The following is a 24,613-nucleotide window of genomic DNA, read 5'->3' as shown; positions in this document are numbered from 1 at the left end:
CCTGTTCGTCGGTATGGCCATCGGTGCCTACTCCTCGATCTTCATCGCGACCCCGCTGGTGGCCACGCTGAAGGAGCGCGAGCCGGACATGCAGGCCCTGGCCAAGCGGGTCGCGCAGCGCCAGGCGGCGGCTCGCCGGGAGGGGTCGACCACCGCGGCGGAGACCGCGGCCGAGCAACTTGCCCCGGCCACCTCGACGTTGCGCGAAAGCGCGAGCCCGGGCGAGCGGGTCCAGCCGAAGCGCACCGGCCCTCGCGCCTCCCGCCGCGGCGAGAAGTAGGCCGGTACGGCAACCATGGGCGACTGGCGGGAGCTGATCCGCGACATCCCGGACTTCCCGGTGCCGGGGGTCGTGTTCAAGGACATCGCGCCGGTCCTGGCCGATGCGCCTGCGCTGACCTCGATGGTGGGCGAGTTCATCGAGGTCTGTCGACCGTTCCGGCCGGACGCGGTCGTCGCCGTCGAGGCCCGCGGGTTCCTGCTCGGGGCGCCGGTCGCCTTGGCCCTCGGCGTCGGCCTGGTGCCGGTCCGCAAGCCCGGGAAGCTGCCTTACCTGACCCGCAGCGTCGCGTACGCCCTGGAGTACGGCGAGGCGGTCCTGCACATGCACCTGGACGCGCTCGAGCCCGGTGCCCGGGTCCTGCTGGTCGACGACGTGCTGGCCACCGGCGGCACGCTCGAGGCCGCCGCCCGGCTCGTCCGCGACGCCGACGCCGTCCCGGTGGGCGCGGCGGTGCTGCTGGAGATCGCTGCGTTGGAGGGCCGAACTCGGCTGGCCGACCTGCCGATGCGCGTGTTGACCACCGCCTGAGCTGCCGCTGCAGGCCGTGGGTACGGCCGGTGACCAGGTGGGTAGCCGTCGCGGCCGTTAACATGAGATTGCCGAAGGGCTGCGAGGGAGGGCGATGACCGACCAGATCGTACCGGCGACTGCGGCTGAAACGGCCGCCCAGCCGACCTCCAGCGCGGCCCGCCGGGTTGCGGCGCGGCTGGCGCGCCTCGCGCTGCAGCGTTCCCCCTCGGTCAACCCGGTGCTCGAGCCGCTGTACCGCAGCGTCCGGGCCACCCACCCCAAAGCCGACCTGCGGATCATCGAGCGGGCCTACGAGACCGCCGAGGAATGCCACCGCGGCCAGTTGCGGCGCAGCGGTGACCCGTACATCACCCACCCGCTGGCCGTGGCCACGATCCTGGCCGACCTCGGCATGGAGCCGGCCACGCTTTGCGCGGCGCTGCTGCACGACACCGTGGAGGACACCGACTACACGCTGGCCACCGTCGAGGAGGACTTCGGCGCCGAGATCGCCGGCCTGGTCGACGGGGTCACCAAGCTCGACAAGGTCACCTACGGCGACGCCACCCAGGCCGAGACCGTCCGCAAGATGGTCATCGCGATGGCCCGCGACATCCGGGTGCTGGTCATCAAGCTTGCCGACCGGCTGCACAACATGCGCACGCTGCGCTACATGCCGCCTGCCAAGCAGGACAAGATCGCCAAGGAGACCCTGGAGATCTTCGCCCCGCTGGCCCACCGGCTGGGCATGAACACCGTCAAGTGGGAACTCGAGGACCTGGCGTTCGCGACCCTGTACCCGAAGATGTACGACGAGATCGTCCGGATGGTTGCCGACCGCGCGCCCAGCCGTGACGAGTACCTCTCGAAGGTCGTCGACGACGTCTCCGACGACCTGCGCGGGGCCCGGATCAAGAGCCGGGTGACCGGGCGACCCAAGCACTACTACTCGATCTACCAGAAGATGATCGTCCGCGGCCGCGAGTTCGGCGACATCTTCGACCTGGTCGGCGTCCGCATCCTGGTCGACACCGTGCGCGACTGCTACGCGACGATCGGTGTGGTCCACGCCCGCTGGAACCCGGTTCCGGGGCGGTTCAAGGACTACATCGCCAAGCCGAAGTTCAACATGTACCAGTCGCTGCACACCACAGTGATCGGGCCGGACGGCAAGCCCGTCGAGCTGCAGATCCGCACCCACGCCCAGCACCGGCGGGCCGAGTACGGCGTCGCGGCGCACTGGAAGTACAAGTCCGAACTCAACGGCGAGACCACCACCGGGCCGACCCTCACCACCGGCGACAAGGCCGCCGGTGCGGACATGCCCTGGCTGCGGCAGCTGCTGGACTGGCAGAAGGAGACCTCCGACCCGGCAGAGTTCCTCGAGTCGCTGCGGTTCGACCTGTCCGGCACCGAGGTCTACGTGTTCACCCCGGCCGGCGACGCGATCGCGTTGCCGCACCACTCCACCCCGATCGACCTCGCCTACGCCGTGCACACCGAGGTCGGCCACCGCTGCATCGGCGCCCGGGTCAACGGCCGGCTGGTGCCGTTGGAGTCGCCGCTCGCCAACGGCGACGTCGTGGAGATCCTCACCGCCAAGGGTTCCGGCCCAGGCTCCGGTCCCAGCCGCGACTGGTTGGACTTCGCGGCCAGTCCCCGCGCCCGGAACAAGATCAAGGCCTTCTTCTCCAAGGAGCGTCGTGAGGAGGCGATCGAGCGAGGCAAGGAGGAACTCGCCCGCGCGATGCGCAAGCAGGGCCTGCCGCTGCAACGGTTGCTCACCGCCGAGACGCTCACCGCGATCGCGCACGACCTGCGCCTGGTCGACATCACCGCGCTGTACGCGGCGGTGGGGGAGAAACACGTCTCGGCGCAGAGCGTAGTATCCCGGTTGCTCATCTCGCTGGGCGGCACGGACTCCACCACCGAGGACGTCGCCGAGTCGGTGTCCCCGACCCGCTCGCGGGGCAAGTTCGCGCCGCACGGCGACCCCGGGGTCACCGTCAAGGGTGCCGACGACGTCTGGGTCAAGCTCGCCCGCTGCTGCACGCCGGTCCCGGGCGACCCGATCATGGGGTTCGTCACCCGGGGCAACGGGGTCTCGGTCCACCGGACCGACTGCACGAACTCTCAATCGCTGGCCGGCCAGCCGGAGCGGGTCGTCGAGATCGAGTGGACGCCGACCGCGTCCTCGGTGTTCCTGGTCGCGATCCAGGTCGAGGCGTTGGACCGGGCGCGGTTACTGGCCGACATCACCCGGGTGCTGTCAGACCAGCACGTCAACATCCTGTCCGCGACGGTGGCCACGACCCGGGACCGCGTCGCGGTCAGCCGGTTCACCTTCGAGATGGGCGACCCGAAGCACCTGGTCCACGTGCTCAAGCACGTCCGCGCCGTGCCCGGCGTCTTCGACGCCTACCGCACCACCGGATCCGCCGCGCAGGTCGAGCCGGTCTGACCCGGCCCGGCCGGGCGGCGCGCCGGGCTCAGGACTCGCGGTTCCGGGCCAGGTCGGTCCCGTCGTGGGCGCCGCCGCCCAGGCCGTCGCAGTTCGGGTCAAGGCTGGCCCGGCAGTCGTGACCGTGGCGGTGTGCAGGCGGTGCCGACGGCGCCGGTGCGTGCAGCTTCGTGAAGGTGACGGTCGCTATGACGGGCGCGGCGACACTGCGTCGGTTGGCCTGCGCGGATCTGACCGACCGGGCGGGAGCCTTGTGGTGGGAGGTGAGCAGGACCGGTCCGACGGTCACCGTGCAGACGTTGCCGGAGACGCTGTCGCACCCGGCCCAGGAGGTGAGCACCGAACCCGGGGCCGGGGTTGCTACCAGCTGTACCTGGTGCCCGAGGGGTAGGCGTGGCTGCAGGTGGATCCGCAGTTGATCGTGCCGCCTGGTGCGGTGTCGGTCACCGTTCCGGTCCCGGTGCCGGCGGGTATGACCTGGAGCGTCACGTTCGGGATCGGCTCGAAGTCCGCGTGCACGGTGCGCGGGGCGGTGATCGTGACCGTGCACTGCTTGCCGTCGGCGGAGATGCTGTCGCAGTCTGCCTGCGGCCAGCCGCTGAAGAACGAGCCCGCCGTGGCATGTTCCTGCACGGTGACCGTGGTGCCGGAGAGGAACGCCGGCGTGCAGGTGGGCTGGCAGGTGAACGCATTCGGGGCGAGGCCGGCCACCGTCCCCGATCCGCTCAGTGCGACGGTCAGGGCCATCAGCGGTGTCTCGTAGGCACCGATGTCACAGGCGGTCTTGCGGGTCGTCCCGCGTTGGTCGAAGCCCATGTCCGCGGCCGGGCAGGTTCCCCCGGCGGAGATGGCCGGGCTGCCGGACAGGAGCGCGATGGTCTTGGTCGGGCCGCCGTTGTCGGCCAAACCCCCGAGGTGCGGGTCGGGGGTGACCACATCGTTGTTGGCGGCGGTCAATCCGCAGGTGGAATCGTCGGCCAGGTTGTGTCCGAGGTCGGTGATCAGGCCTCCGCAGTCCCTGGAGGTGAACTCCGTCTCGGTGAGGATCGTGTCGACCAGCTTCACCGACCCGCCGGAGCCTACGGACCCGACGTTTCCACCGGCGCCGCCGCCGGCGCAGGTCTCAGGGCAGACGTAGTTGCTGTCCAGGGTCGCGCTTGTGATGGGCGTAGATCCCGCCGCCGCCGCCCGCGCAGTTGCTCGAGGTCACATCAGCAGCGCGCGCCAGGCGTGCCTGCGCAAGAGCTCGGATGCCCCCGCCAGGCGGCCGCGTACTGCACTCATGGTGCTCCCCCGGGGTCGGCGCAGGATCAGCCCGTGCCGGCTGGGCCTCAGGGGTCAATTGGCGGCGAACCACCTGATCGGGACAACCGGGTTACGCCGGATAACCGGCCGATCCGGGCGAACGCGGGCAAGTCCGCCCGACCGGCGTAAAGCCTTGAACGGGTCGCTCTGACGCAGCGTCAGCTGAGCTCGGCGAGCGTCCGTTCGGCCTCGGCCAGCCACTCGCGGCGAGCTGCCGCGCCCTCCTCGGCCTCCTTGGCTCGACGGTCGTCGCCCGCCGCGCGCGCCTTCTCGCCCTTGTTCTCCAAGGTCGCGATCGAGGCCCGCAGCGCGGCCACCGTCTCCTCGGCCCGGGCCCGGGCCGGCGAGTGTCGTCCGCTCGAGACTGATGACTCCGATCCACGGATCGAGTTCTCCACCGCGGTCAGCCGCGCCTCGAGGCCGGCGCGCACGCCGGCCGGCACCGGTCCGACTGCGTTCCACCGGTCCACGATCGAGCGCAGTGCGCCCCGCGCGGACTTCGGGTCGGTCACCGGCAGCAGTCGCTCGGCCTCGGCGAGGAGTTCCTCCTTGGCCGTGACGTTGCTCGACTGCTCGGCCTCCCGTGCCCCGAGGGCGGCGTTGCGGCCGGCGAAGAAGTTGTCCTGAGCACTGCGGAAGCGCGCCCACAGCTCGTCGTCGACCTCGCGGCCGGCCCGACCGGCGGCCTTCCACTCGGCCATCATCGACCGGTACGCGGCCGCGGTCCCGGCCCAATCCGTCGAGCTCGACAGCTGCTCGGCCCGGGCGACCAGCTCCTCCTTGACCGAGCGGGACGCTGTGCGACCGGCGTTGAGCTCGTTGTAGTGGGACTTGCGCCGCTTGGCGAACAACGACCGGGCGCTGGAGAAGCGTTTCCAGAGTTCGTCGTCGGTCTTGCGGTCCAGCCGGGCGCAGGACTTCCACTCCTCGAGCAGCACCGGCAGTCGTTCGCTGCCCACCCGCCACTGGTCGGAGGCGGCGATCTCCTCGGCCTCGGCGACGATCCGGGTCTTGGTCTCCCGGGCGGCCGCGGTCGCAGCCGCTCGGGCAGCCCGCTGCTCGGCGATGTGCTCGTTGAGCAGCTGTTCGGTCGCGGCCAACGCCTCGGTCAGCGCCTCCGGCGCGCCCGGGGCAGGCAGGGCCGCGACGGCGTTGCGCAACGTCTCCAGCCGCGAGCCGGCCTCCTTGCCGCCGATCGACTTGGCCGCGACGCGCTCCAGCAGCGCCGCCAGGTCGGTGGTCAATGCCTCGGCCGGCGCTCGGTGGAACGCCATCGCCTCGGCCGGGGACACCGCCGCAGATTCACTGTGCGCGGCTTCACCGTGCGGCGATTCGGTGGGGGCCGCTTCCGCCTCCGGAGCCGCGGGCTCCGCGGGCACCGCCGGCACCTGCGCGACCTGTTCCGGCGCTTCCTGCGCCTGGGGAGCCGGGGGGCTCTCGGCTGCAGCGGTCGGTTCCGTCGGGACCGCCTCGGCCGGGGACACCGCCGCAGATTCACTGTGCGGCGATTCGCCGGGGGCCGCTTCCGCCTCCGGAGCCGCGGGCTCCGCGGGCACCTGTTCGACCTGTTCCGGCGGCTCCTGCGCCTGGGGAGCCGGGGGGCTCTCGCCTGCAGCGGTCGGTTCCGTCGGGACCGCCTCGGCGGACTCGGCAGCTTCGTCGGTCAGCGGTGGGCTCGGCTCGGCCTGCGCGTTCGGTTCGACGTTGCTCACTGCTCACCTCCCAATGAGCCGGTGGCCGCGTGGGCCGGGATCATCAAGGTGTCGGCGTACTGGTGGGGGTCGGTGTCGGTGTCGGTGTCGCGGTACTGCTCTTGCTGCCCTTGGCCGCCTTCGTCGGGGTCGGCGACGGGGTCGGGTAGCTCGTCGGCTCCGCCGTGCTGACGCCCTTGGGCGGAGTGTTGCTGATCGTCACGGTCTTGATCGTCAGTGTGATGTTCGGCTTGTCGTTCTGCTGGGTCACCGGGTTCTGTGCCGCCCCGCCGGCCGCGATCTTCTCCAGCACGTCCATGCCGGTGAGGATGTGCGCGAACGGGGTGTACGAGGGGTCGAAGTCGGACTTCTTGAACATCATGAAGAACTGGCTGCCGTTGGTGTTCGGTCCCGCGTTCGCCATCGCCACCAGGCCCTGGGTGTAGATCGCGCCGTCCAGGTTCTCGTCGGCGAACTTGTAGCCCGGCCCGCCCTTGCCCGTCCCGGTCGGGTCGCCGCACTGCAGGGTCGCGTAGGTCAGGTTCTGCTCGGAGTCGTTGAGCAGGCGGTGGCAGATCGTGTTGTCGTAGAAGTGCTGGTTGGCCAGGCTGACGAACGAGTTCACCGAGCACGGGGCCTTGGCGGCGTCCAGCTCCCACACGATCTGGCCCTCGCTGGTGTCCAGCGTCGCGTAGGCCGGGGCGGTGTTCTCGGCCACCGAGGGTGGGAACGTCGGGTGCTTCGGGTTCACCGAGTCCGGCGCGGTGCTCGGGGGCGGCGGCTGCATCACGTAGTTGCAGTTGACCTTGCCGGCCGGGGCCCCGGCCTGGTTCGCCGAGGGCGCCGGGGAGGTCGACAGGTCCTTCGGAGGCTTGGCCGGGGTGTCGTCGCCCTTGAAGTGGACGACCGCACCGGCGACACCGCCGCCGACCACGGCGAGCGCCAGCACGCCTGCGGCGGCCTGGAGCCGGACCTTGCGGGCGCGTTTGGCTGCAGCCATCCGAGCCGCGGCCTGGCGTTCCCTGCGCCGCTCCGCACTGGTCTGCTTGCCCTTGCCCGCCACGCTCGCTCCCGCTCTGGCCACCCGGGCGGAGCCCGGATGTCTCAATCGCCGGGCACGGCCCGGGTGTCGATCAGTCCGGGCCTGGGCCCGGCAGCCGCAACAGTGTATGGATTCGTCCCGCCCCGGGGTGGGACCGGCCCGCCGCCGCGCGACCGGGTCGTGACTCTCCGCCGTCTCGCGCGCCGGTAGTCTCGCGGCGTCCGTGGTGCCCGTCGGAAGGGGAAGCTCGTGCTTGTCGTCGGTTTCCCGGCTGCGGCGTTCGAAACCAACTGTTATGTGGTCGCCCCCGCCGCGGGCGAGCAGTGCGTGGTGGTCGACCCCGGCGTCGACGTGGGCGAGATGCTCGACGAGGTGTTCCGCGAGCAAGGCCTGCAACCGGTCGCGGTGCTGCTCACGCATGGCCACCTGGACCACACGTTCTCGGTCGCGCCGGTCTGCGGTGCGCTGGGTATCCCCGCCTGGATCCATCCCGGAGACCGCAAGCTGCTCGAGGACCCGATGCTCGGCGTGAGCGACCAGAGCCGGACCGCATACGGCGGGCGGCTGGAGTGGACCGAGCCGGACGACATCCGGCTGCTGACCGACGGCGCGGTGATGGAGCTGGCCGGGTTGAAGATCACCGTCGATCACGCCCCGGGACACACGCAGGGCTCGGTGATGTTCCGGCTGCCGCCCGACGACGACGTCAGGTCGCAGGTGCTGATCTCCGGCGACGTGCTGTTCGCGGGCTCGATCGGGCGCACCGACCTGCCCGGCGGCAGCCACGAACAGATGCTGAACAGCCTGGCCACCAAGATCCTGACGCTGCCCGACGGCACGTTCGTGCTCCCGGGCCACGGCGGCGCCACGACGATCGGCAACGAGCGGAACACGAACCCGTACCTGGCCGAGGCCGCACCGTTGGCCGGCCCGCGTCGCGGACTGTAGCGAAGGCGAAGGGAACAAAGTTGATCCGGTCCCACAACGGCGGGACGTTGCGAGCCGGCGACGTCGGTTCCACCGTCGTCCTCGCCGGTTGGGTCGCCCACCGGCGCGACCACGGGGGCGTGACGTTCCTCGACCTGCGTGATGCCTCCGGTGTCGTCCAGGTCGTGGTCCGCGACGAGGCCGTCGCCCACGGGCTGCGCAACGAGTACTGCCTGAAGGTGACCGGCGAGGTGGCCACCCGGCCGGCGGGCAATGCCAACCCGAACCTGCCGTCGGGGGAGATCGAGGTCATTGCCACCGAGGTGGTCGTGCTCTCGGAGGCCGCCGCGCTGCCGTTCCCGATCGATGACCATGGCGTGGGCAACGTCAGCGAGGAAGCGCGCCTGCGCTACCGCTACCTGGATCTGCGTCGCACCACGATGGCCGCGAACATGCGGCTGCGCTCGAAGGTGACCCACATCGTCCGCGAGGTCATGGAGGCCGAGGGCTTCCTCGACGTCGAGACCCCCTATCTGACCCGGTCCACCCCGGAGGGTGCGCGCGACTTCCTGGTCCCGGTGCGGCTGCAGCCGGGCCACTGGTACGCGTTGCCGCAGTCGCCGCAGCTGTTCAAGCAGTTGCTGATGGTCGCCGGGCTCGAGCGGTACTACCAGATCGCTCGCTGCTTCCGGGACGAGGACTTCCGTGCCGACCGGCAGCCGGAGTTCACCCAGCTGGACGTCGAGATGTCGTTCTGCGAGCGGGCCGATGTGGTCGCGTTGATCGAGGCGGTGCTGCGCCGGTTGTGGGGCGAGGTGCTCGGGCACGAGATTGCGGACCCGATCCCGACGATGACCTGGCACGAGGCCGAGCAGCGATTCGGCTCGGACAAGCCGGATCTGCGGTTCGGCCAGGAACTCGTCGATCTGACCGACTACTTCAAGAGCACCGAGTTCCGGGTGTTCCAGGCCGAGCACGTCGGCGCCGTCGTGATGCCGGGCGGCGCTTCCCAGACCCGTCGCGAACTGGATGGCTGGCAGGACTGGGCGAAAGCCCGTGGCGCCAAGGGCCTGGCGTATGTGACGGTGAGCGAGGACGGCACGCTCGGTGGCGTGGCGAAGAACCTTCTCGACGCCGAGCGCGACGGTCTGCTCTCCGCGGTCGGTGCCGCGCCGGGGGACTGCATCTTCCTCGGCGCCGGTGAACGTGGCGCCACGCTGCAACTGCTGGGTGCCGCGCGGCTGGAGATCGGCCGCCGGTGCGGGCTGATCGAGCCGGGGCGCTGGGAGTTCGTCTGGATCGTCGATGCCCCGATGTTCGAGCGCAACGCGCACGGGGGCTGGACCGCGGTGCATCACCCGTTCACCTCGCCGACGCCGCAGTACGTCGAAAACTTCGACCTCGAACCGGCCGCGGCGCTGTCCGACGCCTACGACATCGTGCTGAACGGCTCGGAGATCGGCGGCGGGTCGATCCGTATCCACCGCAGTGACGTGCAGCAACGGGTGTTCGACCTGATCGGGCTGTCCAAGGACCAGGCGAGTGAGCAGTTCGGCTTCCTGCTCGAGGCCTTCGCTTACGGCCCGCCGCCGCACGGCGGTATCGCACTGGGCCTGGACCGGGTGTGCGCGCTGCTGGCCGGCGCGGAGACCATCCGCGACGTGATCGCGTTCCCCAAGACGGCCTCCGGCGGCGATCCGCTGACCGGTGCGCCCTCGCCGATCACCCCGGCGCAGCGCAAGGAAGCCGGCATCGACGCCGTTCCCCAGCCCTGAGGTCCGCCCCGGCGGGCCGACCCGGCACGATCCGGTCGACCGGGGCCTGCGTGCCGCTGATGATCGTCACCGCCTGAGCGCTCTGCCGTAGGTTCGCGGGGTGAGCGAAACCCTGTTCGAGGCGACGTCGGGCCGACGTGCGCCGCTTGCGGTACGGATGCGGCCGCGCACACTGGACGAGGTCGTCGGGCAGGACCACCTGCTGACTCCGGGTTCCCCGTTGCGGCGCCTGGTCGAGGCCGGTAGCGGCAACCTGGCCGCCGCGCCGCCGTCGGTGCTGTTGTGGGGCCCGCCAGGGACCGGCAAGACCACGTTGGCGCGGATCATCGCCGGGTCCACGGGACGGAAGTTCGTCGAGCTGTCCGCGGTCAGCGCAGGCGTCAAGGACGTCCGGGACGTGCTGATCGAGGCCCGCCGCAGCACGAGCGCCGGCGGCGCCGAGACCGTGCTGTTCCTGGACGAGGTGCACCGGTTCTCCAAGGCCCAGCAGGACTCGCTGCTGCACGGCGTGGAGGACCGGATCGTCACCCTGGTCGCGGCCACGACCGAGAACCCGCATTTCTCGGTGATCTCCCCGCTGCTGTCGCGTTCGCTGTTACTGACGCTGCGTCAGATCGACGACGCGGCGGTGGGGACGCTGATCGATCGCGGGCTGGCCGACGAACGCGGGCTCGGTGGGGCAGTCGGGCTGGACGCCGCGGCACGCGAACATCTGGTCCGGGTCGCCGGCGGCGACGCGCGCCGGGCACTGACCGCCCTGGAGGCCGCAGCCGGAGCCGCGTTGGACCTCGGCGAGGCGAGCGTCTCGCTCGAGCGCGTCGAGCAGGCGGTGGCGACCGCGGCGGCCCGTTATGACCGCGACGGCGACCAGCACTACGACGTGATCTCGGCGTTCATCAAGTCGATCCGCGGCAGCGACCCGGACGCCGCGCTGCACTACCTGGCCCGGATGATCGCGGCAGGCGAGGACCCCCGGTTCATCGCCCGCCGCCTGGTGATCCTGGCCAGCGAGGACATCGGCCTGGCCGACCCGTCCGCGCTGCCCACTGCGGTCGCCGCCGCGCAGGCTGTACAGCTGATCGGGCTGCCCGAGGCCCGACTGAACCTGGCCCAGGCCACGATCGCCCTGGCGGTGGCCCCGAAGTCCAACGCGGTGATCAGCGCGATCGACGCCGCCCAGGCCGACCTGGCCGCGGGCCTGGCCGGTTCGGTGCCCGCCCACCTGCGCGACGGGCATTACCCGGGCGCGGCGAAGCTCGGGCACGGCGTCGGCTACCGGTACGCGCACGACTTTCCGCACGGTGTGGTCGAGCAGCAGTACCCGCCGGATCCGCTGGTCGGCCGCGACTACTACCGGCCCGGCGGCACCGGCGCGGAGCGCGAGATCAGCGAGCGTCTCATTCGTCTACGCCGTGCGGTCCGTGGCGAGGCGGAAGGTAGTTGAGGCCTCGGGCGATGCCGGGAATCAGCGGAACTGACGGTTAGTCAGGTAAGACAGGCGTCAGTGTCGGATCGCGCCCCGGGCGGCGACGCCCTTGAAGTAGCCCGCCGCCTCGTCCTGCATCTGTTGGTAGCCGGAGAAGTCGGCCTTGCCGTCGCAGCCGATCAGGTTGCAGCCCCCGGCGCGTTCCCCGACCCCGACGCCGGCCAATGTCCCCTCGGGGTCGACCTGCGCCCGGGCATCTGGTGAAGCCAGCTCCAAGGGTCGGTACGGACCGGGGTCGGCCCAGTGGGTGTCGGTGACCGCCCGGTCGAGCAGCCGGAACAACTCCCAGTTGAATTCGCCGTCCGCCCGGCTGCCCTCGCCGGCGAAATGGTTGTCGCGGGACGGGTATTCGCCGGAGCGTTCGATGACCATGTCCGGACCGGGGAGCACGTAGAGGTACTCGCCGCCGAGCCCGGCGAACATGTACAGGTCCCGAGGAGCGGAGGGCACCAGCCGGCGCGGCACGTACTGGCGGCTGGGCAGCGAACTCGTCCAGTAGTTGTCGCCCGCATTCGTCCACAACAGGTAGCCGTAGCCGCCGTTGACCGGGTTGGGGGAGCGGGCGTCGCGGACGAAGGCGGCGGGGAGCAACCGCTCGCCGCCCCACACGCCCTCGTTGAGCATCAGATGGGCGAAGCGCGGCATCAGTCGCGGGGACAGGAAAAGCCCGTACCAACCGGGGGTCCAGCCGGCGCGGTCGCGGGCCCAGAACCACTCGTCGCGCTCGATGCCGAGCTTGCCGAACAACTCCCGCTGCATGAACCGCTGGACGTCGCCGCCCACCGCGCGTTGCACGCAGGCCAGCAGCAGCGTCAGGCCGTGCTGCTGGTACTCGAACCAGGTACCCGGTGGGTGCACCACCTCTTGATGCAGGGCGATGCGAACCCCGTCCGTACCTGCGTTGCCGTACGTGTCACCGGACGTGGAGAAGCGCAGGCCGCCGCTCTGGGTGATCAGGTGCCGCAGCAGGATCTTGCCGTGCGCCGCGTCGGCCTCCGGGAAGTACTTGCTGACCGGGTCGGACAGCGAGAGCAGACCCAACTGGAGGGCCCGACCTACGGTCAGCGCGACCACCGTCCTGCCGGCGCTCTGCCACTGCCTGGGCAGGTCCTGGGTCAACGGATCCAGGCGGCTGGACCCGATCAGGCAGCCGTGCTGGTAGACCCGCACCGAGGCGGAGTTGCGGGTCGGCGCCCAGTCGAGGAGCCCTTGGAGCGCACCGGCCTCGACGTTCATCGCGGCGGCGTCGGCCGAGCCGAAATCCGCCGGTCCGGCCCTGAGCGCGCACGACGGCACGGAGGTGAAAAACCTCGGCGACGGGCTGATGGCGTGGTTCACCAGCCCGGCCGCGGCGGTGCGCTGTGCGGGGACGATCCAGCAGGGCGCGGTTGGCGACGGCGGCGAGAAACCGCCGGCTGTGCGGGTCGGGATTCACGCCGGCGAGCCGATCGCCGAGGAGGACGATTTCTTCGGCAGCCCGGTGGTGGTGGCGCAGCGATTGTGCGCACGAGCCGAGGGTGGCCAGATCCTGGTCTCGACGCTCGTCCAGGGCCTGGTGGGTACCCGGGTGGGCTGCGCCTTCGAACCGCTCGGCCCGCTCCTGCTCAAGGGCTTGGCAGTGCCCGTCGAGGCCTGCGCGGTCCGTTGGGTCGCCCCCGAGGTCACGCCCGCCCTGCCGCTGCCGGGGAGCGCTCGCGAACCAGGACTCGTTGTTCGTCCGTCCCGAGGCCGACATGTCCCGGCTGGAGGCGGCCTGGGCCGCCGCCCGATCCGGTCGCCGCCAACTGGTGCTGCTCGCCGGCGAGCCCGGCATCGGCAAGACGCGACGATCCGCCGAGCTCGCCCGCACCGCCCACGCGGCGGGCGCGGTCGTGCTGCACGGTCGCTGCGACGACGGCCTCGCGCTGCCCTATCAGCCGGTCGTCGAAGCCCTGGGTACCTATCTGCGTCACACTGCCGCGCCGGTGCTCGGCCGTCTCGGTGGCGAACTGACCCGGCTGGTCCCCGAGCTGGCCACCCGGCTGCCCGAACTGCCCGCCCCGATGTCGGCGGACCCGGAGACCGAGCGATACCGGCTCTTCGACGCCGTGGCCGCCTGGTTGGCCGCGCTCGCCGAGGCAACGCCGACCGTGCTCGTGGTCGAGGACATCCACTGGGCCACCCCGCCGACGCTGGCCCTGCTCACCCACCTGGTCCGCTCCGGCGAGCCCGGCCGCCTGCTGCTGGTGGTCAACTACCGGGACACCGCTCTGGACGTCACCCCGGCGTTGGCCGACGCGGTGGCCGATCTGCTGCGGCAACCCGACGTCGACCGGCTGAGCCTGACCGGCTTCGACCGCGACGGGGTGTCCGCCTACCTGCAAGCGCGGGCCGGCGGTGAGTTCGACCGGGCGGGCCCGCAGTTGGCCGAGCGGCTGCATGCCGAGACGGCAGGGGATCCTTACTACCTGAGCGAATTGCTCCGCCACCTCGGGGAAACCGGTGCCCTGACCGAGGGCGGCTGGGCGGCTGCGGCGGACGGCGGCAGCGGGGTCCCCGAGAGCGTGCGCGACGTCATCGCCAGGCGAGTGTCCCGGCTGCCGGACGCGACCCGGGACGTCCTCGCCCTCGCGGCGATCCAGGGCGACCGCTTCGATCCGACGGTGCTCGCCGAGGCGTCCGATCTTCCTACGTCGACGTGCTGGCGGCCCTCGACGCTGCCTGCGCCGCCCGGCTGGTCGCCGAGACCGACGGGCCGCCGGCGGGATATCGCTTCGTGCACGCACTGGTCCGGCACACCGTGTCCGACGGGCTCGGTGCCGCCCGACGCATGCAGTTGCATCGAGCCACCGGCGCTGCCCTGGCCGCGGTGACCGGCGACCGCTGGCGCGAGCACGCCGCCGATCTCGCCCGGCACTGGCTCGCCGCCACCCCGCCGGCCGGAGCCGGTGCCGAGGAGGTCGGCCGGACCCTGGACTACGCCCAGGAGGCCGCCGGGCCCGCCGCCGCCGCCCTGGCCTACGAGGAGGGGGCCGCGATCCTGGGCCGATCCGTGCCGTTGCTGCGACAACTCGACGACCCGGCCCGACGGGCCGAGCTGTTGGTCAGTCTCGGCGAGGCCCAGCACCACGCCGGCGAGGCCGCGCACCGCGCCACCCTGCGCGAGGCGGCCGGCCTGGCCCTCGACCTGCGCCTCGGCGTCCTCGCGGAGCGCGCCGTCCTGGCCAATCTCCGCCCGGTCAACGTGCTGCTCGTGCTGGATCCCGAGCGAGTCGCGTTGCTGGAGGCGCTCCTGGACTGCCTCGGTCCGGGGGACACCGGGGGCCGTGCGCGGGTGCTTGCCGCGCTGGCGTCCGAGCTGCATCACACGGCCGATCCGCGCCGGCACGACCTCGCCCGGGAAGCGATCACAGTGGCCCGACGCCTCGACGACCCCGTCTGCCTGGCCCGGGTACTCGCCATGGCCGGATTCTGCCTGTGGGAGCCGGAGACCCTGGCCGAGCGCGTGGCGATCGCCGGCGAGTTGAATGCGTTGGCCGAACCCCTCGGCGAGCCGGCGACGCACATCGACGCCGGTCTGGCGCTGTACTACGCCGCGGCCCAGGACGGCGATTTCGACCGGGCTCGGGCCGGGTTGGAAGCAGCCACCCGGCTGGCGGACGACCTCGGGCAACCGGCGCTGCGCCTGCGCGCCCTGCTCGGACAGCAATCGTGCGCGATGCTCGACGGGCGCTTCGCCGACTTCAAACGCCATGCCGCCGCGGCAGTGTTGTTCGGGGAGTCGTTGGGCAACCCCGATGCGATCGGCATCCTGCACATCGACGGGGCCGTCGCGCGGCTGCTGCTGGGGCGGGTCGACGAGGCGATCGAGGGGTTCGCGGCCGGCCTGTCCACCGTGGCGATGCCTACCTGCCTCGCCAACCCGTTCTTGTCCTGGGCCTACACGGAGGTGGCCGGCAGGTCGAGGCCCGCGCCCTGCTCGCTGCGATCGGCTGCCCGGCGCTGGACCAGGTCCCCCGGAACTACGTACGGCTGGGCCTGCTCACCGTCCTGGCCGGAACCGCAGGTGCGCTCGGTGATCGCGACTTGTCCGCTGCGCTGTACCCGGAGCTGCTCCCGTTCCGTAACCAGCTGGCGTTGGCCCAGGTCAGCGCGCTGGGGCCGGTCGCGCACTACCTGGGCGCGCTCGCCGCGGTACTGGGGTGGGTGCAGGAGGCCGACGCTCACTTGCGTCACGCGGCCGAACTGGCGGAGCGCACCCGGGCCCGCGGCCTGCTGGTGCGGACCCGGCTGGAGTGGGCCCGCGTGTCACTCACTCGCGGCGACAGCACAGGCGCCGCAGCACTGGCGGGGGCGGCGCAGGAGCTGGCCACCGAACTTGATGCGCCGGAACTGGCCCTGCAGGCGGCCGAGATCCGGCACCGCATAGATCACGCGCGCAGGTCGGGCACGGCGTAGCGGCGTGATCCGGAGGCAGGGCTCGCACTGCCCGCGCATGGCCCAGATCAACAGGCACTACGTCGAACTGATGGCGCGTCAGTTGTTGGTCCAGGTCGTCCGGCATGTTCAACTTGCCGAGCGCCGCCACCGCTTCGCGCTGCATTTTCTGCCCGGACAGCCACCGGAGCAGGACGTGGGTGTCGAGCAGCAGCCTCATGGCCCCGCACCGCGGAACAGCGCGGCGATCACCTCGTCGGCCGCCTCGAAGCCTGCGGCGATCTCGACCCGGCCCTCCCAGCGGGCCCGGCTGCGACGGGCAGTGCGTGGGACGGCCCCTCAGCAGGCGGACTGACGGCGGTAAGGTCACCGGAGTTCACAGGCAGACGCAGGGAAGGTGGCGCCGTGTCGGCAGGCGAGGTCGCGGGACTTGTCGTGGCCGTGGCCTGGGCCGTCCTGGTCCTGTTCCTGGCCTACGTCCTGATCGCACTGGGCGGCACACTGCGGGCGCTGACCAAGGTGGTCGCCGACATCGGCGACTCGACCGTCCCGGTGCTGCACGAGGTCACCACCACCGTGGCGACCGCGAATCTGGCCCTGGACCGCGTCGAGACGATCACCACCAACGTCTCCACGATCACCAAGAACGCCAGCGCCCTGTCCTCGATCGCGGCGGTCTCCTTCGGCGGACCGTTGGTCAAGGTCGCCTCGTTCTCCTACGGCGTGCGCCGGGCGCTGGGCGGCAAGAAGCAGCGCGAGGTCGAGAAGCGGGTCAAGGACCAGATGCGCCGGGAGAAGCGCGGCGCGCAGTCCGAGCGACGCAAGGCCAGCGCCGCGGCGCGCAAGGCGGCGAAGCGGGCCGCCAAGGCCCGACGATGAGCGAGCGCAGCGAGTTCATCAATCAGCACAGCGCCGTTTTGTTCATCGGCGTTGCGAGGAACGAGCCACGCCGATGAACCGGCTGTTCTGGGCCGCGGCGGGCGTCACCGCCGGCGTCGTGCTCACCCGCAAGCTCACCGCGGCAGCCGCGGCGTTCACCCCGGAAGGCGCGGCCGACCGGCTTGCGGGGAGCCTGGGCACCCTCGGCGAGGCGGTCCGGGAGTTCGGCGAAAACCTGCGTGAAGCGATGTGGGACCGCGAGGAAGAATTGTACGACGCCCTCGGGCTGAACGAGGTCCCGCCGGAACCCGCCGGCCGCCGCGCCCACTGACGCAGCATCAGTTCCCGATCCCGAAGGCAACCCACCATGGATTCCGCTGACATCCGCGACCGCTTCCTGCGGTTCTTCGAGCGCCACGACCACACCGTCGTGCCGTCGGCGTCGCTGATCGCCGACGACCCGACGCTGCTGCTGGTGCCCGCGGGCATGGTGCCGTTCAAGCCGTACTTCCTCGGCGAGCAGACCCCGCCGTGGCGCCGCGCCACCAGCGTGCAGAAGTGCGTGCGCACCCCGGACATCGACGAGGTCGGCAAGACCACGCGGCACGCCACGTTCTTCCAGATGGCGGGCAACTTCTCCTTCGGCGACTACTTCAAGTCGCTAGCGATCCCGCTGGCCTGGGAACTGCTGACCTCCTCGGTGGAGTCCGGCGGCTACGGCTTCGACGGCGAGCGCCTGTGGTGCACGGTCTACCAGGACGACGAGGAGGCCATCGAGATCTGGCACGAGTCGGCCGGGGTCCCGCTGGAGCGCATCCAGCGCCGGGGCCTGGCCGACAACTATTGGCACATGGGCGTCCCCGGCCCCGGCGGTCCGTGCTCGGAGATCTACTTCGACCGCGGCCCGGAGTTCGGCAAACAGGGTGGCCCGGTCGCCGACGAGGACCGCTACCTCGAGGTCTGGAACCTCGTGTTCATGCAGTCCGAGCTCTCCGCCGTGCGCACGAAGGTCGACTTCGACATCCGCGGCGACCTGCCGGCGAAGAACATCGACACCGGCATGGGCTGCGAGCGGATGGCCGCGATCCTGCAGGGCGTCGACAACATCTACGAGATCGACACGACCCGGATGATCCTGGACCGGGCCACCGAGTTGACCGGGGTGAAGTACGGCTCCGACCATCGGCGCGACGTCTCCCTGCGAGTGGTGGCCGACCACACCCGGACCGCGGCGATGCTCATCGGCGACGGCGTCACGCCCGGCAACGAGGGCCGTGGCTACGTGCTGCGGCGCATCATGCGCCGGGTCACCCGCAACATGCGGCTGCTGGGTGGGCCCGAGGAGACCATGCATGCGCTGATCTCCGCGGCCATCGAGGCCATGGCCCCGCAGTACCCGGAACTGCGCGAGCAGGCCTCCCGGATCCACACCGTGGCCGATGCCGAGGAGGCCTCGTTCCTGCGTACTCTGCGGGCCGGCACGGCGATCCTGGACACCGCGGTCACCGAGACGAAGCGAGCCGGCGCCACCGTGCTGTCCGGGGACCGGGCGTTCACCCTGCACGACACCTACGGCTTCCCGATCGACCTGACCCTGGAGATGGCCGCCGAGCAGGGCATCGAGGTCGACCGGGTGGAGTTCCGTCGGCTCATGGACGAGCAGCGGGCCAAGGGCAAGGCCGACGCCAAGGCGAAGAAGACCGGACACGTCGACGTCACCACGTATCGCGACGCACTGGCGGCGGCGGGCAAGCCGGTCGAGTTCCTCGGCTACACCGACCTGGTGTCCGAGTCGACCGTGCTCGGGCTGATCGCCGGCGGCGCGCCGGTGCCGGTCGTCTCCGAGGGCGACGACGTCGAGGTCGTGCTCAACCGCACGCCGTTCTACGCCGAGGGCGGCGGGCAGTTGGCCGACTCCGGGCTGATCGTCAGCTCCACCGGGGCGCGGTTGGCCGTTCGCGACGTCCAGACCCCGGTACCCGGCTTGGTGGTACACCGGGCCACGGTCGTGGTCGGACAGTTGACCGTTGGCGAACAGGTGCGGGCCGAGGTCGACGTGGCCCGCCGGGCGGCCGTCTCCCGCTCGCACACCGCGACGCACCTGGTGCACCGGGGCCTGCGCGAGGCGCTGGGCGAGACCGCGGCCCAGGCCGGCTCGGAGAACGCCGCGGGCCGCTTCCGGTTCGACTTCTCCTCGCCCGGTGCCGTGCCCGCCTCGGTTCTGGACGACGTCGAGGCCCGGGTGAACGCCGTCCTGATCGAGGACCACCCGGTCATCGCCGAGCTGATGTCGCAGGAAGAGGCCAAGCGCTCCGGGGCGATCGCGATGTTCGGCGAGAAGTACGGAGACACCGTCCGGGTCGTGTCGGTCGGCGACTACTCGCGAGAGCTGTGCGGTGGCACGCACGTCGCCCGATCCGGTCAGCTGGGCCTGATCAAGCTGCTCGGCGAGTCCTCGATCGGTGCCGGCGTGCGCCGCGTCGAGGCATTGGTCGGCGTCGACGCGTACCACTTCCTGGCGCGGGAGCATGCGCTGGTCTCGCAGCTGTCGGACACGATCAAGGCGCGGCCGGAGGAACTGCCCGAGCGCATCGCCGGAATCCTGGCCAAGCTCAAGGAGACCGAGAAGGAACTCGCCGATCTGAGGGTGGGTCAGGTCCTTGCCGCCGCAGGTCAGTTGGCCGCCGGCGCCGAGGACGTCGGTGGGGTCGCCTGGGTCGGCGCGACGCTGCCCGAGGGCACGAAGGGCGACGATCTGCGGGCGCTGGCTCTTGACGTCCGAAGCCGGATCGCGGCCGACCGACCAGCGGTGGTGGCCACGATCGCCGAGGCCGGTGGGCGCCCAGCGATCGTGATCGCGACCAACGAGGCGGCCCGCGGCCGTGGGTTGAAGGCCGGCGCGTTGGTCAAGGTCGCCGCCGGGGTGCTCGGCGGTGGGGGTGGCGGCAAGGACGACTGCGCCCAGGGCGGCGGCACCGACCCGACCCGCATCGCCGAGGCGCTGACCGCCGTGGCCGCGGCGGTGTCCGCCGCGTCGTGACGCCCCCCAACCTCGCCACTTCTGCTGCCTGTCCCACGTATCGGTGGCCCTCGATAGGTGGGACAGGCAGCAGAAGTCGGGGGTTGGGGTGAGGTCGGGGGTGCGGGTTGGGCTCGATCTGGGCACGGTGCGGATCGGGGTGGCGGCCAGCGACGCCACCGGGGTGCTGGCCGTGCCGGTGGAGACCGTGCCGCGGGACGCCAAGGCGTTCGACCGCATCGCGGTGCTGCTCGCCGAGCGGGAGGCCGTCGAGGTCGTGGTCGGATTGCCCCGCTCCCTATCCGGCGGCGACGGCCCGGCGGCCACCACGGCTCGGGCCTGGGCGGCAGAATTGGCCACCCGGGTCGCCCCGGTGCTCGTCCGCCTGGTGGACGAACGCCTGAGCACCGCCACGGCCGCGCGGGACCTGCGGGCGGCCGGAATGTCCGGCCGCAAGGCGCGTGGGGTGGTCGACCAGGCCGCGGCAGTGGTCTTCCTGCAGGCCGCGCTCGACACCGAGCGATCCACCGGGAGCCCGCCCGGGGAAGCCGTGCCGGTGGGGTGATCGGACATATGGTTGAGCGTGTGACCGCGAAGCGAATGGGCATGCCGTGAGTGATTCCGCGTCCGGAACCGCCGTGCTGCCCGGACCGGACGGCGGACGCCGGGGCCCTCGGCGGCGGTCGAAGCGGCGCGCGCTGATCGCGGTGCTCGTCGCGGGGCTGGTCGTGATCGTGATCGGCGTCGCCTCGACGGTCGGCTTCACCCGCCTCGTGCACCACTTCACCCGCAGCACCGCGGACTACGCAGACCCGATCGGCGCCGAGCAGGAGGTGACGATCACGGCGGGTGAATCGCTCCGGGGGATCGGCGCGGCGCTGGCGACCGCCGGCGTGGTCAAGTCCGAGGGCGCGTTCGTCGACGCGGCCGGCGCGAACCCCAAGTCGGCGCAGGTCCACCCGGGGACCTTCAAGCTGGCCAAGCACATGCCCGCGAAGGAGGCGCTGTCCCGCCTGCTCGACCCGAGCTACCAGGTGCTCTCGCACGTCGTCATCCCCGAGGGCCGGACCAGCGCGGAGATCATCGCGGCGTTGTCGGCCGCCACCGGGGTCAGCGTCGCCCAGTTCACCACGGCGATGGAGAATCCGAGCAGCTACAACCTGCCGTCCTGGGACATCAACCCGGACGGGCACAAGTCCGAAGGCTTCCTGTTCCCTGCCACCTACGACTTCCAGCCCGGTGCCGGCGCCACCACCATCCTGCAGTCGCTGACGAAGGCGTTCGGCTTCGCCGCCGCCGCGACCGGCCTGAACACCACAGCCGGTCCGCAGAATCTGACGCCGTTTCAGGTGCTGACGGTGGCGAGCCTGGTGCAGGCCGAGGCCAAGCGGGCCGAGGACATGCCCAAGATCGCGGAGGTCATCTACAACCGGTTGAAGGCCGGGATGAAGCTGGAGCTCGACACCACCGTGATCTACGCCAACGGCGGGCAGCACGCGCTGACGACCACCGCGGCGCAGCGCGCCCTGAACTCCCCGTACAACACCTATGTCGCCAAGGGTCTGCCACCCGGCCCGATCGATTCGCCGGGCGAGGCCGCGATCAAGGCCGCGCTGGCTCCGGCCACCGGCTCGTACCTGTACTTCGTCGCGGTGAACCCGCAGACCGGCGAGACGCTGTTCGCGAACACCGCCGCCGAGCACGCCGCGAACGTCGCGCAGTTCCAGGCCTGGATGCGCGCCCACCCGAACTATTCATGACGCCCCGTCAGGCGGCGGTTCTCGGTTGCCCGGTGCGGCATTCGCTGTCCCCGGTTCTGCACGCCGCGGCGTACCGGGTACTGGGCATGGACTGGTCCTACGGCGCTCACGAGGTCGACGAGCCCGGCCTCGCGGGCTTCCTGGCCAGCCTCGACAGCTCCTGGGCCGGACTCTCGTTGACGATGCCGCTCAAGCGTGTCGCGGTCGGCCTGTGCACCGAGCTGGGCGAGACCGCCGCGCTGGTCGGGGCGGTCAACACGATCACGTTCTTCCCGGCCGGGCTTCGCGGCGACAACACGGATGTGCCGGGCATGGTCAACGCGTTGGCCGAGGTGGGGGTGGAACGTGAGTCGGCTGCCGCGGTGCTCGGTGGTGGTGCCACGGCCGCGTCCACGGTGGCCGCCCTGGCGCGCATCGGGGTCACGGACGTCGACCTGTTCGCGCGTTCGCCCGAGCGCGCGCAGCCGGTCCGGGCCCTGGCACGGCGACTCGGCGTCGATCTGGTCGTGCGGCCCTGGGACACCGCCGCCGGGGGTCTGAGCCGGCCGTTGGTGATCGCGACGACGCCGGGCGGGGCCGCCGACGCCTTGGCCGAGCAGGTCCGACCGCCGTGCGGCGTGCTGTTCGACGTCGCCTACGACCCGTGGCCGACGCCGTTGGGCGCCGCGTGGCAGGCTGCCGGCGGACCGGTGCTCAGCGGGCTGGACCTACTGGTGCACCAGGCCGTGATTCAGGTCGAGTTGATGACCGGCCGGACCGACCTGGGCGGGCAGCTGGTACCTGCCATGCGCAACGCTGGGTTCGCCGCGCTGGCCGCCCGCCACCGCAACTGAGCCGAGTCAGGTCACCGCGACGATCCGGGCCTCGGTCAGCCGGCCGTCATCGAGGCGCAGTAGGCCGATGGTGCCGCGCGGCTGGCGGCGCCGGTCGGTCGGCGATCCCGGGTTGAACAGCCGAACCCCGGCCTCGGCGACGTCCATCGGGATGTGCGAGTGCCCGAACACCACCAGGTGGGCGTCCGGGAAACGGCGCCGCATCCGGGCAGCCCGGCCGGTCGAGGCTCCGGAGTCGTGGATCATCGCGACCCGCACGCCTGCGAGTTCCAGGCTCAGGGTCTCCGGCACGCCGCGGGCCACCAGGTCGGGCCCGTCGTTGTTGCCCAGGACGGCCCGCACCGGCGCGAACTGCGCCAACTCGTCGAGCACGTCCGCGGTGCACACGTCGCCGGCGTGCAGGATCAAATCGACGTCGGTCAGGTGCGCCGCCACCGCGGGCGGACACGATCGCCACCGCCGCGGGGCGTGGGTGTCGGACAGGACGGCGACGCGCACGCCGACATCATCACCGGTGCCGGTCAGCCGCCGCGGCGCGGCGTCGAGACCTGGGTTGCCGCAGATCGTCCGGAATGCGAACCCCAGACCGCCGCACGGTGAATGCCGGTCGAATCAGGTGGGCCGGATCTGTCGGCTCGGACAGGCCTTCTGCATGCTTCACCCAGACGGGCAGCGCTGATCAGGAGGCCGGATGATCCGGAAGGAACCCGACGCCACCGGCGTCGGCGTTTGGGTGACGTTCGTGGCCCCGGAGTTCCTCCAGGCACCGGTGGCGTCCGTGGTCGGCGACTTCAACGGGTGGGACCCGCACGCGACCCCGTTCCAGGACGACAACGGCGAACGTTCCGCGCGGGTGCATCTGCCGGCGGGCGCCTACCGTTTCCGCTACCTGACCGGCGACGGCGAGTGGTTCGACGATCCCGACTCCGACAACTGGGCTCCCAACGACCACGGTGGCGCGGACGGGGTGCTGGAGATCGCGGCGGCGCCGCTGGGCCCGGACTGGGCGCCGGCCGTGGAAGCCGAGCCCGACGTGGCCGGCGAACTGTCCGTGCTCGCCCAGTTGCCCGCCGCACGACTGAACGTCTGACGCTTGACCTGTCCGACCCGAGTCGTACCCCGGCCCGCCGTCCCCGGTTGGTCGGGTGGCCGCCCAGGCCCGGTTGGCTCTGTCCGAATCGGCCGGGGCGTCGGCGGGCACCGGCCGTAAACGATCCAGGAGAGGGAACATGCCCGAGACGCGAACCCACAGCCACGCCCGACTGGTCCTGCCGGCCCAGTTGGCCGACCTCCCGGACGCGCTCGGCCAGCACCCGGACGACCTGCACGTGGAGTACGACGAGGACGGCGAACCCCTGCTGCTCTGCCGGGACGGCAGCGTCGTGGACACCTGGCGGGAGGGCTACCCCTACGCCGAGCGGATGAGCCGGCACCAGTACGAGCACAGCAAGCGGCTGCTGCAGATCGAGTTGCTCAAGCTCCAGTCGTGGATCAAGCAGTCGGGTCGTCGGTTGGTGATCGCCTTCGAGGGCCGCGACGCGGCGGGCAAAGGCGGCACGATCAAGCGGTTCACGGAGCACCTGAACCCGCGCGGGGCCCGGGTCGTGGCGCTGGAGAAGCCCACCGAGCGCGAGCGCACGCAGTGGTACTTCCAGCGCTACATCCACCACTTTCCGGCGGCCGGGGAGATCGTGCTGTTCGACCGATCCTGGTACAACCGCGCGGGCGTCGAACGCGTCATGGGCTTCGCCGGCCCGGAGGAGTACCAGGAGTTCATGCGGCAGGTCCCGGAGCTGGAACTCATGTGGATCCGGTCGGGGATCGACGTGGTGAAGTTCTGGTTCTCGGTCTCCCGCAACGAGCAGCGGACCCGGTTCCTGATCCGGCAGATCGACCCGGTCCGGCAGTGGAAGCTCTCGCCGATGGACCTGGCCTCGCTGGACAAGTGGGACGTGTACACGGACGCGAAGCAGGCGATCTTCCTGCACACCGACACCGCCGAGGCCCCGTGGACGGTCGTCAAGAGCAACGACAAGCGTCGCGCCCGGGTGGAGGCGATGCGCCACGTGCTGTCCCGCTTCGACTACCCGGACAAGGATCTGGTGATCGTCGGCGAGCCGGACCCGCGCATCATCGGGCGCGGCCACGAGGTGCCCGAGGCCGAGGAGGAGCACGACGGGTCGCTGCACCACCTGGTGGTGCCCTCCGGCCGGAGCTGAACGTCCC

23 protein-coding genes are annotated in these 24,613 nt (G+C 71.3%); 17 read left to right on the top strand and 6 right to left on the bottom strand.

All coding sequences use genetic code 11. From position 1 onward, the window contains the following. The 3 genes from VHU88_01925 to VHU88_01915 form a co-directional block, all read left to right on the top strand. Window positions 1-280, top strand: a 280-nt coding sequence (locus VHU88_01925; GenBank protein HEX3610422.1) for a protein translocase subunit SecF, incomplete at its 5' end; no start/stop codon positions are given. Between the two features lie 15 nt (window positions 281-295). Next, window positions 296-811 carry an adenine phosphoribosyltransferase gene (locus tag VHU88_01920; GenBank protein ID HEX3610421.1) on the top strand — a complete coding sequence of 172 codons (516 nt, stop codon included), beginning with the start codon at window positions 296-298 and terminating at the stop codon, window positions 809-811. 94 nt (window positions 812-905) lie between these two features. Beyond that, on the top strand, window positions 906-3,254 hold the full coding sequence (locus tag VHU88_01915) for a bifunctional (p)ppGpp synthetase/guanosine-3',5'-bis(diphosphate) 3'-pyrophosphohydrolase (GenBank protein ID HEX3610420.1): 2,349 nt from the start codon (window positions 906-908) through the stop codon (window positions 3,252-3,254). Window positions 3,255-3,282: 28 nt separating this feature from the next. Here the strand turns inward: VHU88_01915 and VHU88_01910 are convergent, their stop codons facing one another. The 4 genes from VHU88_01910 to VHU88_01895 form a co-directional block, all read right to left on the bottom strand. Continuing rightward, the gene (locus VHU88_01910; GenBank protein ID HEX3610419.1) at window positions 3,283-3,543 is read right to left on the bottom strand and encodes a hypothetical protein; all 261 of its coding nucleotides are present in this window, start codon (window positions 3,541-3,543) and stop codon (window positions 3,283-3,285) included. 71 nt (window positions 3,544-3,614) lie between these two features. Beyond that, on the bottom strand, window positions 3,615-4,319 hold the full coding sequence (locus VHU88_01905; protein HEX3610418.1) for a choice-of-anchor Q domain-containing protein: 705 nt from the start codon (window positions 4,317-4,319) through the stop codon (window positions 3,615-3,617). 398 nt (window positions 4,320-4,717) lie between these two features. Beyond that, the gene (locus VHU88_01900) at window positions 4,718-6,271 is read right to left on the bottom strand and encodes a DUF349 domain-containing protein (protein ID HEX3610417.1); all 1,554 of its coding nucleotides are present in this window, start codon (window positions 6,269-6,271) and stop codon (window positions 4,718-4,720) included. A 43-nt stretch (window positions 6,272-6,314) separates the two neighbouring features. Then, complete coding sequence (locus VHU88_01895; GenBank protein ID HEX3610416.1) at window positions 6,315-7,313, bottom strand: peptidylprolyl isomerase; 999 nt, start codon at window positions 7,311-7,313, stop codon at window positions 6,315-6,317. 228 nt (window positions 7,314-7,541) lie between these two features. On the opposite strand from VHU88_01895, the gene VHU88_01890 reads away from it, so the two are divergent. The 3 genes from VHU88_01890 (at window position 7,542) to VHU88_01880 (ending at window position 11,438) form a co-directional block, all read left to right on the top strand. Next, window positions 7,542-8,240 (top strand): MBL fold metallo-hydrolase, encoded by a 699-nt coding sequence (locus VHU88_01890; GenBank protein HEX3610415.1) that lies wholly within the window; start codon window positions 7,542-7,544, stop codon window positions 8,238-8,240. A gap of 20 nt (window positions 8,241-8,260) precedes the next feature. Next, window positions 8,261-9,994 carry an aspartate--tRNA ligase gene (gene aspS / locus VHU88_01885; GenBank protein ID HEX3610414.1) on the top strand — a complete coding sequence of 578 codons (1,734 nt, stop codon included), beginning with the start codon at window positions 8,261-8,263 and terminating at the stop codon, window positions 9,992-9,994. Between the two features lie 100 nt (window positions 9,995-10,094). Further along, window positions 10,095-11,438, top strand: a complete 1,344-nt coding sequence (locus tag VHU88_01880; protein HEX3610413.1) for a replication-associated recombination protein A — start codon at window positions 10,095-10,097, stop codon at window positions 11,436-11,438. 57 nt (window positions 11,439-11,495) lie between these two features. On the opposite strand, the gene VHU88_01875 is transcribed toward VHU88_01880, so the two are convergent. Then, window positions 11,496-12,818, bottom strand: a complete 1,323-nt coding sequence (locus VHU88_01875; GenBank protein ID HEX3610412.1) for a serine hydrolase — start codon at window positions 12,816-12,818, stop codon at window positions 11,496-11,498. Between the two features lie 371 nt (window positions 12,819-13,189). On the opposite strand from VHU88_01875, the gene VHU88_01870 reads away from it, so the two are divergent. The 9 genes from VHU88_01870 to VHU88_01830 all read left to right on the top strand — a co-directional run bounded on the left by VHU88_01870 (window position 13,190) and on the right by VHU88_01830 (window position 22,387). After that, on the top strand, window positions 13,190-14,332 hold the full coding sequence (locus VHU88_01870) for an AAA family ATPase (protein ID HEX3610411.1): 1,143 nt from the start codon (window positions 13,190-13,192) through the stop codon (window positions 14,330-14,332). Next, window positions 14,236-15,888, top strand: coding sequence for a hypothetical protein (locus VHU88_01865; protein HEX3610410.1), 1,653 nt, complete (start codon window positions 14,236-14,238; stop codon window positions 15,886-15,888). The genes VHU88_01870 and VHU88_01865 overlap by 97 nt, the downstream gene beginning before the upstream one ends. 33 nt (window positions 15,889-15,921) lie before the next feature. Beyond that, window positions 15,922-16,251, top strand: a complete 330-nt coding sequence (locus tag VHU88_01860; protein ID HEX3610409.1) for a hypothetical protein — start codon at window positions 15,922-15,924, stop codon at window positions 16,249-16,251. Between the two features lie 50 nt (window positions 16,252-16,301). Continuing rightward, window positions 16,302-16,775 carry a DUF948 domain-containing protein gene (locus tag VHU88_01855; protein ID HEX3610408.1) on the top strand — a complete coding sequence of 158 codons (474 nt, stop codon included), beginning with the start codon at window positions 16,302-16,304 and terminating at the stop codon, window positions 16,773-16,775. 73 nt (window positions 16,776-16,848) lie between these two features. Then, complete coding sequence (locus tag VHU88_01850; GenBank protein ID HEX3610407.1) at window positions 16,849-17,106, top strand: hypothetical protein; 258 nt, start codon at window positions 16,849-16,851, stop codon at window positions 17,104-17,106. A 36-nt stretch (window positions 17,107-17,142) separates the two neighbouring features. Beyond that, a complete protein-coding gene (alaS, locus tag VHU88_01845) occupies window positions 17,143-19,815 on the top strand; it encodes an alanine--tRNA ligase (GenBank protein ID HEX3610406.1) in 2,673 nt (890 codons plus the stop codon). Window positions 19,816-19,915: 100 nt separating this feature from the next. Then, window positions 19,916-20,359 carry a Holliday junction resolvase RuvX gene (gene ruvX, locus VHU88_01840; protein ID HEX3610405.1) on the top strand — a complete coding sequence of 148 codons (444 nt, stop codon included), beginning with the start codon at window positions 19,916-19,918 and terminating at the stop codon, window positions 20,357-20,359. A 46-nt stretch (window positions 20,360-20,405) separates the two neighbouring features. After that, window positions 20,406-21,554 carry an endolytic transglycosylase MltG gene (gene mltG, locus VHU88_01835; GenBank protein ID HEX3610404.1) on the top strand — a complete coding sequence of 383 codons (1,149 nt, stop codon included), beginning with the start codon at window positions 20,406-20,408 and terminating at the stop codon, window positions 21,552-21,554. Next, window positions 21,551-22,387 (top strand): shikimate dehydrogenase, encoded by an 837-nt coding sequence (locus VHU88_01830; protein ID HEX3610403.1) that lies wholly within the window; start codon window positions 21,551-21,553, stop codon window positions 22,385-22,387. Before mltG ends, VHU88_01830 begins: the two co-directional genes overlap by 4 nt. Before the next feature lie 6 nt (window positions 22,388-22,393). On the opposite strand, the gene VHU88_01825 is transcribed toward VHU88_01830, so the two are convergent. Further along, window positions 22,394-22,885 carry a metallophosphoesterase family protein gene (locus VHU88_01825; GenBank protein ID HEX3610402.1) on the bottom strand — a complete coding sequence of 164 codons (492 nt, stop codon included), beginning with the start codon at window positions 22,883-22,885 and terminating at the stop codon, window positions 22,394-22,396. Window positions 22,886-23,078: 193 nt separating this feature from the next. Here VHU88_01825 and VHU88_01820 point away from each other — a divergent pair, with 193 nt between their 5' ends. Both VHU88_01820 and ppk2 read left to right on the top strand, forming a co-directional pair. Beyond that, the gene (locus tag VHU88_01820; GenBank protein ID HEX3610401.1) at window positions 23,079-23,477 is read left to right on the top strand and encodes an isoamylase early set domain-containing protein; all 399 of its coding nucleotides are present in this window, start codon (window positions 23,079-23,081) and stop codon (window positions 23,475-23,477) included. A 139-nt stretch (window positions 23,478-23,616) separates the two neighbouring features. Next, window positions 23,617-24,606 carry a polyphosphate kinase 2 gene (gene ppk2, locus VHU88_01815; GenBank protein ID HEX3610400.1) on the top strand — a complete coding sequence of 330 codons (990 nt, stop codon included), beginning with the start codon at window positions 23,617-23,619 and terminating at the stop codon, window positions 24,604-24,606. Window positions 24,607-24,613 lie beyond the last annotated feature (7 nt).

The organism is Sporichthyaceae bacterium (genome assembly GCA_036269075.1).
Lineage (GTDB): Bacteria > Actinomycetota > Actinomycetes > Sporichthyales > Sporichthyaceae > DASQPJ01.
This window is presented reverse-complemented; position numbering and strand designations above follow the sequence as displayed.

Bases quoted from the DNA above. Each gene is read 5' to 3' on its own strand.
- VHU88_01920 (HEX3610421.1), top strand. From the start codon at position 296: ATGGGCGACTGGCGGGAGCTGATCCGCGACATCCCGGACTTCCCGGTG.
- VHU88_01915 (HEX3610420.1), top strand. From the start codon at position 906: ATGACCGACCAGATCGTACCGGCGACTGCGGCTGAAACGGCCGCCCAG.
- VHU88_01850 (HEX3610407.1), top strand. From the start codon at position 16,849: ATGAACCGGCTGTTCTGGGCCGCGGCGGGCGTCACCGCCGGCGTCGTG.
- alaS (HEX3610406.1), top strand. From the start codon at position 17,143: ATGGATTCCGCTGACATCCGCGACCGCTTCCTGCGGTTCTTCGAGCGC.
- VHU88_01830 (HEX3610403.1), top strand. From the start codon at position 21,551: ATGACGCCCCGTCAGGCGGCGGTTCTCGGTTGCCCGGTGCGGCATTCG.
- VHU88_01820 (HEX3610401.1), top strand. From the start codon at position 23,079: ATGATCCGGAAGGAACCCGACGCCACCGGCGTCGGCGTTTGGGTGACG.
- ppk2 (HEX3610400.1), top strand. From the start codon at position 23,617: ATGCCCGAGACGCGAACCCACAGCCACGCCCGACTGGTCCTGCCGGCC.